12 protein-coding genes are annotated in these 13030 nt (G+C 52.1%); 5 read left to right on the top strand and 7 right to left on the bottom strand.

Going from position 1 to position 13030, the window contains the following annotated elements; all coding sequences use genetic code 11:
- Positions 1–493: DUF3274 domain-containing protein (locus UC15_RS07360; protein WP_157960969.1), on the top strand; the 493-nt coding region annotated here is incomplete at its 5' end.
- Positions 490–1173: a hypothetical protein gene (locus tag UC15_RS07355; protein ID WP_198659679.1), complete on the top strand. Its 684-nt coding sequence runs from the start codon at positions 490–492 to the stop codon at positions 1171–1173. The genes UC15_RS07360 and UC15_RS07355, both read left to right, overlap by 4 nt.
- Positions 1174–1284: 111 nt before the next feature.
- Here the strand turns inward: UC15_RS07355 and gudD are convergent, their stop codons facing one another.
- The 6 genes from gudD to dgt form a co-directional block, all read right to left on the bottom strand.
- Positions 1285–2622, bottom strand: a complete 1338-nt coding sequence (gene gudD / locus UC15_RS07350; protein WP_112287826.1) for a glucarate dehydratase — start codon at positions 2620–2622, stop codon at positions 1285–1287.
- A 30-nt stretch (positions 2623–2652) separates the two neighbouring features.
- Positions 2653–3993: an enolase C-terminal domain-like protein gene (locus UC15_RS07345; RefSeq protein ID WP_198659678.1), complete on the bottom strand. Its 1341-nt coding sequence runs from the start codon at positions 3991–3993 to the stop codon at positions 2653–2655.
- Positions 3994–4006: 13 nt separating this feature from the next.
- On the bottom strand, positions 4007–5350 hold the full coding sequence (locus UC15_RS07340) for an MFS transporter (RefSeq protein ID WP_112287824.1): 1344 nt from the start codon (positions 5348–5350) through the stop codon (positions 4007–4009).
- A gap of 226 nt (positions 5351–5576) precedes the next feature.
- Entirely contained in the window at positions 5577–6737 is a 1161-nt protein-coding gene (locus UC15_RS07335) for a CdaR family transcriptional regulator (RefSeq protein WP_112287823.1), read from the bottom strand.
- A gap of 221 nt (positions 6738–6958) precedes the next feature.
- Positions 6959–8410, bottom strand: coding sequence for a serine endoprotease DegP (gene degP / locus UC15_RS07330; RefSeq protein WP_112287822.1), 1452 nt, complete (start codon positions 8408–8410; stop codon positions 6959–6961).
- Positions 8411–8618: 208 nt separating this feature from the next.
- Complete coding sequence (gene dgt, locus UC15_RS07325; protein ID WP_112287821.1) at positions 8619–10133, bottom strand: dGTPase; 1515 nt, start codon at positions 10131–10133, stop codon at positions 8619–8621.
- Between the two features lie 170 nt (positions 10134–10303).
- On the opposite strand from dgt, the gene mtnN reads away from it, so the two are divergent.
- The 3 genes from mtnN to UC15_RS07310 all read left to right on the top strand — a co-directional run bounded on the left by mtnN (position 10304) and on the right by UC15_RS07310 (position 12415).
- The gene (gene mtnN / locus UC15_RS07320) at positions 10304–11008 is read left to right on the top strand and encodes a 5'-methylthioadenosine/S-adenosylhomocysteine nucleosidase (RefSeq protein WP_112287831.1); all 705 of its coding nucleotides are present in this window, start codon (positions 10304–10306) and stop codon (positions 11006–11008) included.
- The gene (gene btuF, locus UC15_RS07315) at positions 11008–11820 is read left to right on the top strand and encodes a vitamin B12 ABC transporter substrate-binding protein BtuF (RefSeq protein ID WP_112287830.1); all 813 of its coding nucleotides are present in this window, start codon (positions 11008–11010) and stop codon (positions 11818–11820) included. The genes mtnN and btuF overlap by 1 nt, the downstream gene beginning before the upstream one ends.
- A 349-nt stretch (positions 11821–12169) precedes the next feature.
- Positions 12170–12415, top strand: a complete 246-nt coding sequence (locus UC15_RS07310) for a hypothetical protein (protein WP_112287820.1) — start codon at positions 12170–12172, stop codon at positions 12413–12415.
- 222 nt (positions 12416–12637) lie between these two features.
- Here UC15_RS07310 and erpA read toward each other — a convergent pair whose 3' ends face one another.
- Positions 12638–12982 carry an iron-sulfur cluster insertion protein ErpA gene (gene erpA / locus UC15_RS07305; RefSeq protein ID WP_112287829.1) on the bottom strand — a complete coding sequence of 115 codons (345 nt, stop codon included), beginning with the start codon at positions 12980–12982 and terminating at the stop codon, positions 12638–12640.
- Between the last annotated feature and the right edge of the window lie 48 nt (positions 12983–13030).

Below are 13030 nucleotides of genomic sequence, written 5' to 3'. Positions count from 1 at the left end.
GATCATTGATGTTAACGGGGAAAAATATTTTTCATACCATCGGACAAAAACACCGGAAGAAATCAAAAAAGAAATCGACAAGGCACAATCCACGGTATTAAGTCAGCACTCATCGATTGTCATGAGTTATAAAGCGCCAGCCATGGCGATGGCTTACGATCTGGCTATCGGTCAGTGTAAATCTCACGTTATTGAGGATGGCCGTTTCTGGCGGGATTTATTACACCGTGCGGACTGGCGGCGGGAATATAACCCCAATGATGACACCGCAGAATATTACCTCAGCGGAAAGTTAAACAAAGATTTAATTAAAAAGTTTATGAACAATCCAGACGAGTATTTACCAAAAGGTATATTTGAGGTAGTTAATGATTACGGCCCCCGCACCCGTATTCATGCGGCCCGCTATCCTGCAATCCATAACCAGGAAATCCCTGTTTACCAGTGGCCGATGCCGCCCACGCTGACCGAAAAGGAATTAAAAAGAACATGAAAATGATTTCACGCATTGCCACCAGTCTGGCGGCTTTATTGATGATTGCCAGCGTCAGCGCCAGCGCCCCCCCTGCGCAGATTATTTACCGTTTTGACGATCATCGCTATCTGGAATTAGTGGGTTATTATTGTCAGGGGGCTTTAAATTATGTCGATACAAAACGCGGAATAAAATCAGAACTTTATAGCCAATTTTATCAGGCTTTTGGTAGTAAATTTATTCACCCATCTGATAAATATATCGCGATCCCATCTTGGGAGGTGGGAGGTTTTACAGTATCAAAAGACTATGGGCAAACATGGCAGGTTGCACCAATAAGTGATGGCAGACCAAACCGAAAAGATGTGATTTCATTCACTGTCGTTAATAATCGTGGATATATGCTGGTAAAAGACGGGCGTTTATACGTGAGTTCAGCGCCGTTTGATGATTTGCGCGTCAGAAAAGGAGGGGCGGGAATTGATTATATTATAGACGGGGAAACAAAACATCTTAACCCGCTTTCCGCCGGACCTAGTTGGGGCTTGGATTTTTTCAAAGAAAAGGATATGCCTAATTTAATTTATCAATATCTTTCAAACTGGCAAGATTTCCCGAAAAAATTACCCGAGGTAAAAAATTATCAGGGATGGGATCATATGAAATGTAATCCAGGTTTGGGGCTTGAGAAAAAATGAAATAATAAGGGGAAGTCGTCTCTCGGTTGTGAGGTTATATGATCCCTGATAATAGTGGAGAATATCTGGAGATATTCTCCACCCGAATTAAAGCAAACGGTTTCCAGCCGCTTAACGCACCAGACACGGCCTTTTTGGATCAAACTTCCAGTCCGGCACCAGGAACTGCATGCCCTGCGCATCGTCGCGCGCGCCGAGACCCATACCTTTGTAAAGCTCGTGCGCTTTCATCACCTGATCCATATCCAGCTCAACGCCCAGCCCCGGCTGTTCCGGCACGCGTACTTTACCGCCTTTGATCTGCAACGGTTCTTTGGTCAGGCGCTGATTGCCTTCCTGCCAGATCCAGTGCGTGTCGATAGCCGTGATTTTACCCGGTGCCGCAGCCGCAACCTGCGTGAACATTGCCAGCGAGATATCAAAGTGGTTATTGGAGTGCGAGCCCCAGGTCAGGCCCCATTCGTGGCACATCTGCGCCACACGCACGGAACCTTGCATGGTCCAGAAATGCGGATCCGCCAGCGGAATATCCACCGATTTCAGCTGAATGGTATGTCCCATCTGACGCCAGTCCGTGGCGATCATATTGGTGGCTGTCGGCAAACCGGTCGCCTGTCGGAACTCCGCCATCACTTCTCGCCCGGAGAATCCCTGCTCTGCCCCGCACGGATCTTCCGCATAGGCCAGCACGCCGCGCAGTTGTTTACCCAGCGCAATGGCTTCATTCAGCGACCAGGCCCCGTTGGGATCAAGCGTAATGCGCGCCTGCGGGAATCGCTGCGCCAGCGCCGTCACGGCTTCAGCTTCTTCGCTGCCCGCCAGCACACCGCCTTTGAGTTTGAAATCATTAAAGCCGTATTTCTCATACGCGGCTTCGGCCAGACGTACCACAGCCGCCGGTGTCAGCGCTTCTTCGTGGCGCAACCGGTACCAGTCGCAACTGTCACCCGGCTGGCTCTGATAGCCCAGCGACGTCTTATTGCGGTCGCCAACGTAGAACAGATAACCGAGCATTTCGACTTCATCGCGCTGCTGTCCGTCGCCCAGCAAGGATGCGACGGTCACGCCAAGGTGCTTGCCGAGCAAGTCCAGCATAGCGGCTTCAATAGCAGTCACTACGTGGATAGTAGTACGCAAATCAAACGTCTGTAATCCGCGACCTGAAGCATCGCGATCGGCGAATTTCTCCCGCACAGCGGTCATCACGTTCTTGTATTCGCCCAGCGTTTTGCCAATCACCAGCAGTGAGGAATCATCCAGCGTCTGGCGGATCTTCTCGCCACCCGGTACTTCGCCGACGCCGGTATTGCCGCTGCTGTCTTTGAGGATCAGAATATTACGGGTGAAAAACGGCGCGTGCGCACCGCTGAGATTGAGCAACATGCTGTCGTGTCCGGCAACCGGGATCACCTGCATGGAAACAATTTTTGGTGTAGATGAAGCACTCATACTCACTCCTTATTGATTCAGATTCCGTAATCAGCGGCCCATTGCCGGGCGCTTACGATCGAATGTCCAGCCGGGGATCAGGTACTGCATCGCAATGGCATCATTGCGCGCCCCGGACGGCAGTTTTTTATGCAGTTCATGCGCGCGACGGATCTGATCCATGTCGATCTCCACACCCAGTCCCGGCTTTTCAGGTACTTTGATTTTTCCGTTCACAATTTGCAGCGGCTCTTTGGTCAGGCGCTGATTGCCTTCCTGCCAGATCCAGTGCGTATCAATGGCCGTCGGTTTGCCCGGTACGGCCGCGCCAACATGGGTAAACATCGCCAGCGAAATATCGAAATGATTATTCGAATGGCAGCCCCACGTCAGGCCCCATTCGTCACAAAGTTGCGCCACGCGCACCGCGCCGTGCATAGTCCAGAAATGCGGATCCGCCAGCGGAATATCCACCGACTGCAACATCACCGCGTGCTGCATCTCGCGCCAGTTGGTGGCGATCATGTTGGTCGCAACGGGCAGGCCTGTCGCACGGCGGAATTCAGCCATCACTTCACGGCCTGAAAAACCCTGCTCTGCGCCGCACGGATCTTCAGCATAACTGAGGAGCCCGTGCAGGTCTTTGCACAGATCGATCGCTTCATCCAGCAGCCACGCGCCGTTCGGATCGACGGTAATTCGTGCATCCGGGAAACGTTTTGCCAGCGCTTTCACCGCGTCGATCTCCTGCTCCCCCGGCAGCACGCCACCTTTGAGTTTGAAATCTTTAAAACCGTAGCGGTCCTGCGCGGCTTCCGCCAGTCGTACCACGGCCTCGCTGTTCATCGCTTCCTGATGGCGCAGGTGATACCAGTCGTGAACGCCTCGCGCGCCTTCCTGATACGCCAGATCGGTTTTGTTCCGGTCACCGATGTAGAACAGGTAACCGAGCACCGTCACTTCATCACGCTGTTTGCCCGGCCCGAGCAGTTCACAGACCGGCACGCCGAGGAATTTACCCATCAGATCCAGCAACGCGGCTTCCAGCGCGGCGACCGCGTTAACCCGCAGTTCAAAGGTCCATGCGCCTTTGCCAAAGGAATCAAAATCCGACGACTGATTGCCGACATGGATCTGATGCACCAGCCGGTTAATGCGCGCCACTTCCTGGCCTTGCACCTGAGGAATGGCTTCCACCAGCGTGTTGTAAATGACTTCTCCGCCCGGCGCTTCACCCACGCCGGTATTCCCGGCGCTGTCTTTGAGGATCACGATGTTGCGGGTGAAGTAAGCGCCGTGCGCGCCGCCAATATTCATCAGCATACTGTCGTGGCCTGCCACCGGAATAACCTGCATGTCAGTGATAACCGGTGAGGATTGTGTATTCATCATGGTTTCCTTTGACTCAGAAGGCACGTAACTGAATACGTTCGATTTTTCCGACGATAAACACATAGCTGACAACCGCCAGCAACGCGTGGATCCCGACATAAATCAGCGCACCGTTGAATGACCCTGTGCTGCCGATAATGTAGCCGATGGCAATCGGGGTGATGATGCCGGAGACGTTACCGAACATATTGAACAAGCCGCCGCTCAGCCCGCTGATCTCTTTCGGTGCGGTGTCGGCCATCACAGCCCAGCCCAATGCGCCCAGCCCTTTGCCGAAGAAGGCGAAGGCCATAATGCCGACTACCATCCATTCGGTATCGACGTAGTTGCAGAAAATCATCGACATCGACAGCAGCATGCCGACCACGATCGGCGCTTTGCGGGACAGCGTAAGGTTGTTGGTTCTGCGCATCAGCCAGTCAGAAATGATCCCGCCCAGTACGCCGCCGAGGAATCCGCAAATCGCAGGCACCGAGGCCACCATGCCCGCTTTGAGGATCGACATGCCGCGCGCCTGTACCAGATATACCGGGAACCAGGTGATGAAGAAGTAGGTCAGCGCGTTGATGCAATACTGGCCGATGTAGATGCCAATCATCATGCGGGATTTCAGTAATTGCTTAAGCTGGAAGGCTTTTTCACCTTTAACAGCCGCTTTACTGGTGGTCTTCTGATCCATATTGATCAGCGCGCCACCGGCTTCCATGTAATCAAGCTCGGCCTGATTCACTCCCGGATGATCTTTCGGATCGTGGATCACTTTTAGCCAGATGAAACTCAGGATGATCCCGAGTCCGCCCATGAAGAAGAAGACGTGTGACCAGCCCACTTCGTGGGTCAGCCAGCCCATGATCGGGGCGAAAATCACGGTCGCAAAATACTGCGCAGAGTTAAAAATGGAGACGGCGGTCCCGCGTTCCTGAGCCGGGAACCAGGCGGCGACGATCCGGCTGTTGCCGGGGAAAGAAGGTGCTTCTGCCAGCCCGACCAGGAAGCGTAATGCGAAGAGAGAAACCACAATGCCAAAGCCGCTGAATATATCGACGAAGCCCTGCAGCAGGGTAAACAGAGACCAGATAAAAATACTGTAGAAATAAACTTTTTTGGAGCCGAATTTATCCAGCAACCAGCCGCCGGGTATTTGTCCGATAACATAGGCCCATGAAAATGCCGAGAAAATATAGCCCATCCCGACAGAATCCAGCCCGATATCTTTGGCCATCGCCGAACCGGCAATGGATAACGTGGCACGGTCGCCATAATTAAATGAGGTGACAATAAATAACATCACCACTATCCAGTAGCGCGCGTTAGTTCTTTTTTTGACGGCACTGGCTGCTGAAACGGTAGTTTCCATGGTGTTCTCCGGAATTAATGACAACGCCTCTAAACAGAGATAAAAGTCATTCCAGTCACAGAACTGTAGGGTTCAGAGAGGAAGGAACGCAGCCAGTATATGAACAACATTCCTTTTACTCATTGGGCAATACAACAGGCTTGAACCGCGCTTTGCATTTATCCTGAGGCAAATGCCCAGCGCGGTGCGAGTTGTTTCACAAAAAATGAAACAGCTGTGATGGCTGTCACAACTGATCGTTATCTAATTGCAACGCGACGTACAGCAATAAACGATCGTCGAAATTACCCAGATCCAGACCGGTTAATTCCGAGATACGGTTAAGCCGATATTCCAGCGTATTGCGATGGATATATAACGCTTTGGAGGTGGCGGTCGGCTGCACATTATTATGGAACCAGGATGTCAGCGTGCGGCGCAGTAATCCGTTGCCGTCAGTTGCTTTCAGCCGTGCCAGCGGACGAACCAACTCGTCGGCCTGCCAGCCACCGCGCAGACTGTCGAGCAGTACGGGCAGGATCAAATCCTGATAGAAGTAACAACGCTGTTCGGGCATCCGCTGCTTGCCGACGGTCATGGTGGTGCGCGCGGTCCGGTAGGAACGGGCAATGCTGCCGGGGCCGGTGAAAAAGTTGCCCAGCGATATGCGTACACGCAGGCGGCCAGTTTCCGTCATGCGGGAAAGCAGGTGATCGATACGCTGTCGGTGTCCGTCCGCATCCCAGCGATCGTAGCTGTTCAGCGCCGGTTTAAGCACCACCATTTCGGTGAGGGAGACAATAGCGATCAGATTGTCGCGCTCCGGCGTGGTGAGCAACGTTTGCAGCTGTTGCAGCTCGGCCATGGCGGAATCGACGCCGAGCTGTCCGCTGTCAACTTCGACCACAGCCGCCACACGCGGACGGTTCAGGTCAATGCCCAGACGCTGCGCCCATTCCATCAGCGCCGGAGAAAGTTCGTCCACGCGGATAAGATTGAGCACCAGTTCTTCACGCAGACGGCTGTCCTGCGCCAGCATGTGCAGTAAACGCGCCTGCTCGAGCATCATTTCGGCGGTCATACACACCAGTTCGCCATATTGCCGTAGCTGGGAAGGATTACCGGTCAGGCCGATCACGCCGACGATCTGCCCGTCAATACGCAGCGGCAGGTTGATCCCCGGACGCACACCGTGCAAATGCCTGGCGACGCCTTCATCAATATCGACAATACGTTCCTGTGAAATTGCCAGCAATGCGCCTTCGTGCAATTCACCAAGACGCTGATCGTCGCCACTGCCGATTATTCTTCCGCGGCCATCCATGACATTCACATTACTATCAATAATTTGCATGGTGCGGGCAACAATCTGTTGCGCCAGCTTTGCATCGAGATGATACGCCGACATGGATCCCCTGCCTTGGCTTATTGTTTTTTGTCCAGAGAGCATACCCAGCGCGTTGCTGCCATACATTATGCAAATGCCCAAAGAGCAGAAGCACCTGTTGAAGTTGCGGAGAAAGTCACATTTTTAAGCAAATGCCCAACTGGCATAAAGCATTGGCATAAAATACGGGCATAAAAAAAGGCACGCCGGAGCGTGCCTTACTTAAGAACCGTGCTGACGAATTACTGCGCCAGCAGGTAAATCGAGGTGTCACCACGCTGAATGTCCAGCGCCAGAACGTTTGGTTTGGTGTCGAGAATTTTACGCAGTTCACCCAGATTGGTGACTTTCTGCTGGTTCACGCCAAGGATCACGTCGCCTTTTTTCAGGCCGATACGTGCTGCGGTAGAACCGGCTTTCACTTCATCGACTTTCACGCCTTTCTGATCGCCCGCAGAACCGTTGCTCAGTTCAGCGCCTTCGATACCTTTATAAATGTTGCCGGATTCGATTTTAGGCGTCTGGGTACTTTGCTCAATGGTGACATCCACGTTCACCGGTTTGCCTTCGCGCAGCAGACCCAGCGTGACTTTGGTGCCAATTGGCATGGTGCCGATGTCAGCACGGAACGAAGCGAAGCTGCTGATTGGCTTGCCGTTCATGCTCAGGATCACGTCACCGGCTTTGATGCCCGCTTTCTCTGCCGCAGATTTCGGCATGACCTGGCTGATGAATGCGCCGCGCTGTGCGTCGACTTTCATGGCTTTCGCCAGTTCAGAGTTCAACTCGGTACCCATGATGCCCAGTTCGCCACGTTTCACCTGACCGAACTCAATCATCTGTTTGGACAGGTTTTTCACCATGTTACTTGGGATCGCAAAACCGATACCGATGTTGCCACCGTCCGGAGCCAAGATCGCCGTATTCAGACCAATCAGTTCACCGTTCAGGTTCACCAGCGCACCGCCGGAGTTACCGCGGTTGATCGCCGCATCCGTCTGGATGAAGTTTTCGTAGTTTTCGATATTCAGGCCGGAACGTCCCAGTGCAGAAACGATACCGGAAGTCACGGTTTCGCCCAAACCATACGGGTTACCGATAGCCACGGTGTAATCACCGACGCGCAGTTGCTCGGAATCGGCCATTTTAATGGCTGTCAGATTTTTCGCGTTTTGCAACTGGATAACAGCGATGTCTGAACGCGGATCTTTACCGATCACTTTCGCGTCGAATTTACGGCCATCGTTCAGCTGAACGCTGATTTTTGTCGCGTTATCAACTACATGATTGTTGGTAACCACATAACCTTTATCGGCATCAATGATGACGCCGGAACCCAGCGCGCGGAAATCTTCTTTCTGCTCAGGTGCTGGCTGACCATCTGGTCCCTGACCGCCGCCCTGACAAACCGGTGAACCCTGGAACGGAGAACCGTCCTGGCACAGCGGCGAGTTCTGACCAAAGAACTGCTGGAACTGCTGGCCCATGCGCGGTGTTTTTACCGATGCACTGCCTTCCACGTTCACGCTCACCACGGATGGCATCACTTTTTCCAGCATTGGCGCCAGACTTGGCAGCTGTGTAGAGCTGGCGGACGAAGACGCTGTTTCAGCAGCCAGTGCAGAAGAAACCGGGGCCATTGCCATACCGATACTTAACGCTAATGCGCTGAGGAATAAACTCGATTTTTTCATTTTTCAGGATCTCTTAAAATTATTGTGGCAACCAAAATAGTCGCTTTGCTTGGTAGTCGTGATACTGAGATGGTATTAATAGCGTGAAGTTCATCAGGGTCGATCTGACAATGGTAAAAAATTATTGTCAGTATTTACAAATGGCGTTTTTTCAGACAGTTCCGTAAAGAAAATTAAAGAGAGTTCAACTTGTCTTTTTAAAAACAAATTACTCAGCCGCCATGAGTCTTCTGTATTCATCATACGCATAAAGGTCAGTCATTCCGCTGATATAATCCTGAATCATTCTCGCCCGGTAATAAAACTCCTGCGCCGCATGGTTTGCGACCGGTAATCCTACCAGCGCCGTCACGGCATTGTTGTAAGCCAGACGATGCTTGGCAGAGATCTTATGCAGCAGACGGGTTTCTATAGGATATTTCCTGTGTGTATCTTCCTGAACCAGCTGCGAAAAATCCGAAAGCGGCATGTCCAGCAGCGGGCTGTAAATATCCAGTAATCCGCTGATCACCCGGTAGCCCTGCAATTCCAGCTCTTCGACTTCGTGATGATTGAAAACCTGTTTGAAAGCCACGCTTTTATAAATCTCTAACAAACGATTAGCCTGACTGTCATCTTCGAGCAGGGCATGATTAAACGTGCCCTGATAAATATCTTCTATATTATCAATGAAGCGGCGTGCCGCGTGCGGGACAAGTTGTTTGACAGTCTGAACACGCAATTCCATAAAGAAGTAATCGACCGGATTACGGAAGGTTTTGGCTTTATCCATTTTCTCGTAAGCGGTACGAACCACTTTATCGAAGAAGTCGTTTTTCTCAATCTCGCCCCATTCGCGATACAGATAATGATAGAGCTGATCGACGCTAAAAATGTTTTTTTCGACCGCATCTTCGAGATCCGCAATACAGTAAGAAATATCATCCGCCGCTTCCATAATGTAGGTGAGCGGAAAACGGTTGAACTCACCCAGACTCAGTTCGCTGCGCAACTCTTTAATAAACGACTCTTCTGCCAGATAAAAACCCGGTTTTTTCATCAGGTAATCATGCGAAGGCAGTTTAGCCATTGAATACGCCGGACGGGTATATTTCAAAATGCAGGCAGTCTGGCTGTAAGTCAGATTGAGTTTGAGCAGGGTAAATACCAGCCGGATGGCCTGCGCGTTGCCTTCAAAATTAGACAGATCGTAGCGGATTTTGCTGCGCAACTGATTGAGTTCAACGTCCCCGGACGTCAGGCGTAAACAGGCCACCAGACAGGAATCTGTTTCCTGCGGCGTTTCGCCACAACTGCCGGTATCCATCCTTTTGGCAAACCAGTTATTAATCGCCGACTCACCAAAATGTCCGAACGGGGGATTGCCAATATCGTGCATCAGGCAGGCCATTTCGACCACGCTTTCGAATGGATCGGTTACATCGTAAAGGCCATATGCCTCGAGTTTCCCCTGACGCCGCAGACGGTGCAGCACTTCTTTGGCGATATGACGGCCAACCTGCTGAACTTCAAGAGAATGGGTCAGACGACTGCGGACGGCGGCGTTTTTCTCCAGCGGAAAAACCTGCGTTTTTTGCTGCAAACGGCGGATGGCGGCGGAGTTGATAATACGCCCGCGATCGCTTTCAAACTGGCGAACCACGTCGTACGCATCACGCGCCTCAATCGGGGCGCTGAAAGGACGCTGAAAATTGAATTTCGCTTTAAAATCGATCCCGGACATGATTTCCCACCTTTTCAGCCACTCGCGCGTCAAACCGACACCAGGACAGCATCCCAAACGCATTATCTCTTGTCATTAGCCATGATAGACTATCAGCCATTGTTTTCGTGATTAAACCGTCAATTCCGCACAAGCTGCGGCTTATTCCAACCACATCTGCGAGTATTTATATGAAAGTAGGCATCATCGGTGCAATGGAGCAGGAAGTCACCCTGCTGCGCGACAAAATCATCAATCGTCAGACTATCGAACGCGCGGGCTGCGAAATCTACACCGGTCAGCTGCACGGCGTAGACGTGGCGCTGCTGAAATCTGGCATCGGTAAAGTGTCTGCGGCGATGGGCACCACGCTGTTGCTGGAACATTGCCGTCCTGATGTGGTGATCAACACCGGTTCCGCGGGTGGTCTGGCAAAAACGCTGAAAGTGGGCGATATCGTGGTATCTGATGAAGTGCGTTATCACGATGCTGACGTCACCGCGTTTGGTTATGAACCAGGCCAGATGGCCGGTTGCCCTGCGGCTTTCACTGCGGATCCGGAACTGATTACGCTGGCAGAAAACTGCATCCGTGAACTGAATTTAAACGCCGTCCGCGGTCTGGTGTGCAGCGGCGACGCATTCATTAATGGTGCTGCGCCTCTGGCCCGTATCCGCGCCACCTTCCCGCAGGTCGCGGCAGTGGAAATGGAAGCGGCGGCTATCGGTCACGTGTGCCATCTGTTTGACACGCCGTTCGTGGTCGTTCGCGCCATTTCTGACGTGGCAGACGGTGAATCGCACCTGAGCTTTGAAGAGTTCCTGGTCGTTGCAGCACAGCAATCTACCCTGATGGTCGATGCGATGCTGAAAGCGCTGGCAGCGTCAGAAGAGTGATTGTTCGCGGGTTTTGTCTGGCGCTCTGCTGCCTGTGGCTGCCTCTGACGGCCACAGCGGCACCGGCGCAACGGGTGGTCAGTCTGGCACCCAATCTGACAGAACTGGCGTACGCGGCGGGTCTCGGTGGTCAGTTAGTCGGAGTTAGTGCTTACTCCGATTATCCGCCGCAGGCCAGCAAGCTGGAACAGGTGGCGAACTGGCAGGGGATCAACGTCGAACGCATTCTGACGCTGAAACCCGATCTGGTGCTCGCCTGGCGCGGCGGAAATCCTCAGCGTCCGCTGGATCAGCTGACGTCTCTTGGCATCAAAGTGCTTTATCTTGACCCGCAGAATGCGGATCAGGTGGCGCAGGCGCTGGAACAACTCGCCTCCTTCAGCCCTTCTCCTGCCACCGCGCAGAGCGCCGCAAAAACGTTTCGCCAGCAATGGCAGGCACTTAAGCAGAAGTATCACCGGCAAACACCGGTTCCGGCGTTCATCCAGTTCGGCACGCAGCCCCTGTTTACGGCTTCTGCCGCCACGATGCAAAGCGAAGTGCTGGATGTCTGCGGAGCAAAAAACATTTTTGCCGACAGCCGTGTTCCCTGGCCGCAGGTCAGCCGGGAACAGGTTTTAACCCGTCGGCCACAGGTTATTGTTATTTCTGGCGGAAAATCGCAAAAACAGGTTATTGAGGATTACTGGCATTCGCTGCTTAAAGCGCAGGTCATTGCGCTGGATGCGGACTGGTTCAGCCGTGCCGGACCGCGGATTTTGCTGGCAGCACAACAGCTGTGTCCCCAGCTGGCAGCTCTGCCTGAAAGGTAAATGCTTACTAACAAAAAGTGCCGCGGGTTCTCTTCCCTCTCTGTCGCACTTTTCTGAATTGTTCCTTTATTAACCAAAATCAATAATTCAGTGCTGTCATCTGGTAACATGTCCGGCGTAAAATCTTCGCTGCAATGCAGTTCCCCGCTTTGTTATTATCTCTTTGTTATACAACGTTGTTATACGACGAAATATAAAAAGTCTGATGTGTGCGTAAAAAAGAAACGTCAGAGAAAAGCGTGATTTCCATCCGGAACATAAGAAATCCGGATTAAAGGCTTTGAAAACTTTACCGATAACTTTTTCAGCCTGGGCTGAATTTTTATTACACCAGCAGGAAAGAAATTTAATGAAAGCTTTATTACTCAGTGCGTTGCTCGCCTTGAGCCCGCTGGTTGCTGTCGCTGGCATGACAAATGGCGAGATTCATATCAGCCTGACCATTTTACCCAGCTGCAAAATTGATGCTGCGCACAGCGGCACGTCCGTCACCTGCGCCAGCCGGACAATGATGCAACCGCATATCAGCGAAATGATGCTCACCGCCGTTCCGGGGATCAGCATGGATTCAAAGCTGGTGACCGTTGAATGGTAACCGCTTGGTGAATGCTTACTTACCTGAACACCCGCGTCTGACCATTAAAAAAGCCCGTCTGCATCAGCAAACGGGCTTTTAATTTATACAAATTCTCTACCCTGGATCATTCGAGCTGTATCAAGGCGGCAATTGAATGCAATCCCCGGGAGCTTACACAAGTAAGTGACCGGGGTGAATGAAAGCAGCCAACGCAGAGACAGCTTGAAGGATGAAGGGTAATTAGATGCTAAAGGAAGAGCCGCACCCACAGGTTGTCTTAGCATTCGGGTTGGTCACAACGAAACGTGAACCTTCCAGACCTTCTGTGTAATCCACTGAACCGCCGACCAGATATTGCAGGCTCATCGGGTCAACCACCAGCGCCACACCGGCTTTCTCGATGGTCATGTCGCCGTCGTTAATTTTATCGTCGAAGGTAAAGCCGTACTGAAAACCACTGCAACCGCCGCCGGTGATATAAACACGCAGCTTCAGGTTTGGATTTTCTTCATCCGAAATAAGGTGCTGTACCTTACGTGCCGCGGCCTCAGTAAACTGTAACGGCAACGCGGCTGTGTCATTCATCAATGCTTCGCTCATAATCTCTCACTCCCAATCCGCATTTGTTCAGGC

The organism is Rahnella sp. AN3-3W3, from assembly GCF_003263545.1.
GTDB lineage: Bacteria > Pseudomonadota > Gammaproteobacteria > Enterobacterales > Enterobacteriaceae > Rahnella > Rahnella variigena.
Note: the sequence above shows the minus strand (reverse complement) of the source record. Positions and strands in the feature narration are given on the sequence as shown.

Excerpts from the sequence above, each read along its gene's own strand:
- gudD (WP_112287826.1), bottom strand. The coding sequence starts at position 2,622 with ATGAGTGCTTCATCTACACCAAAAATTGTTTCCATGCAGGTGATCCCG.
- degP (WP_112287822.1), bottom strand. The coding sequence starts at position 8,410 with ATGAAAAAATCGAGTTTATTCCTCAGCGCATTAGCGTTAAGTATCGGT.
- UC15_RS07340 (WP_112287824.1), bottom strand. The coding sequence starts at position 5,350 with ATGGAAACTACCGTTTCAGCAGCCAGTGCCGTCAAAAAAAGAACTAAC.
- erpA (WP_112287829.1), bottom strand. The coding sequence starts at position 12,982 with ATGAATGACACAGCCGCGTTGCCGTTACAGTTTACTGAGGCCGCGGCA.
- UC15_RS07355 (WP_198659679.1), top strand. The coding sequence starts at position 490 with ATGAAAATGATTTCACGCATTGCCACCAGTCTGGCGGCTTTATTGATG.
- UC15_RS07345 (WP_198659678.1), bottom strand. The coding sequence starts at position 3,993 with ATGATGAATACACAATCCTCACCGGTTATCACTGACATGCAGGTTATT.
- UC15_RS07310 (WP_112287820.1), top strand. The coding sequence starts at position 12,170 with ATGAAAGCTTTATTACTCAGTGCGTTGCTCGCCTTGAGCCCGCTGGTT.
- UC15_RS07335 (WP_112287823.1), bottom strand. The coding sequence starts at position 6,737 with ATGTCGGCGTATCATCTCGATGCAAAGCTGGCGCAACAGATTGTTGCC.
- mtnN (WP_112287831.1), top strand. The coding sequence starts at position 10,304 with ATGAAAGTAGGCATCATCGGTGCAATGGAGCAGGAAGTCACCCTGCTG.
- dgt (WP_112287821.1), bottom strand. The coding sequence starts at position 10,133 with ATGTCCGGGATCGATTTTAAAGCGAAATTCAATTTTCAGCGTCCTTTC.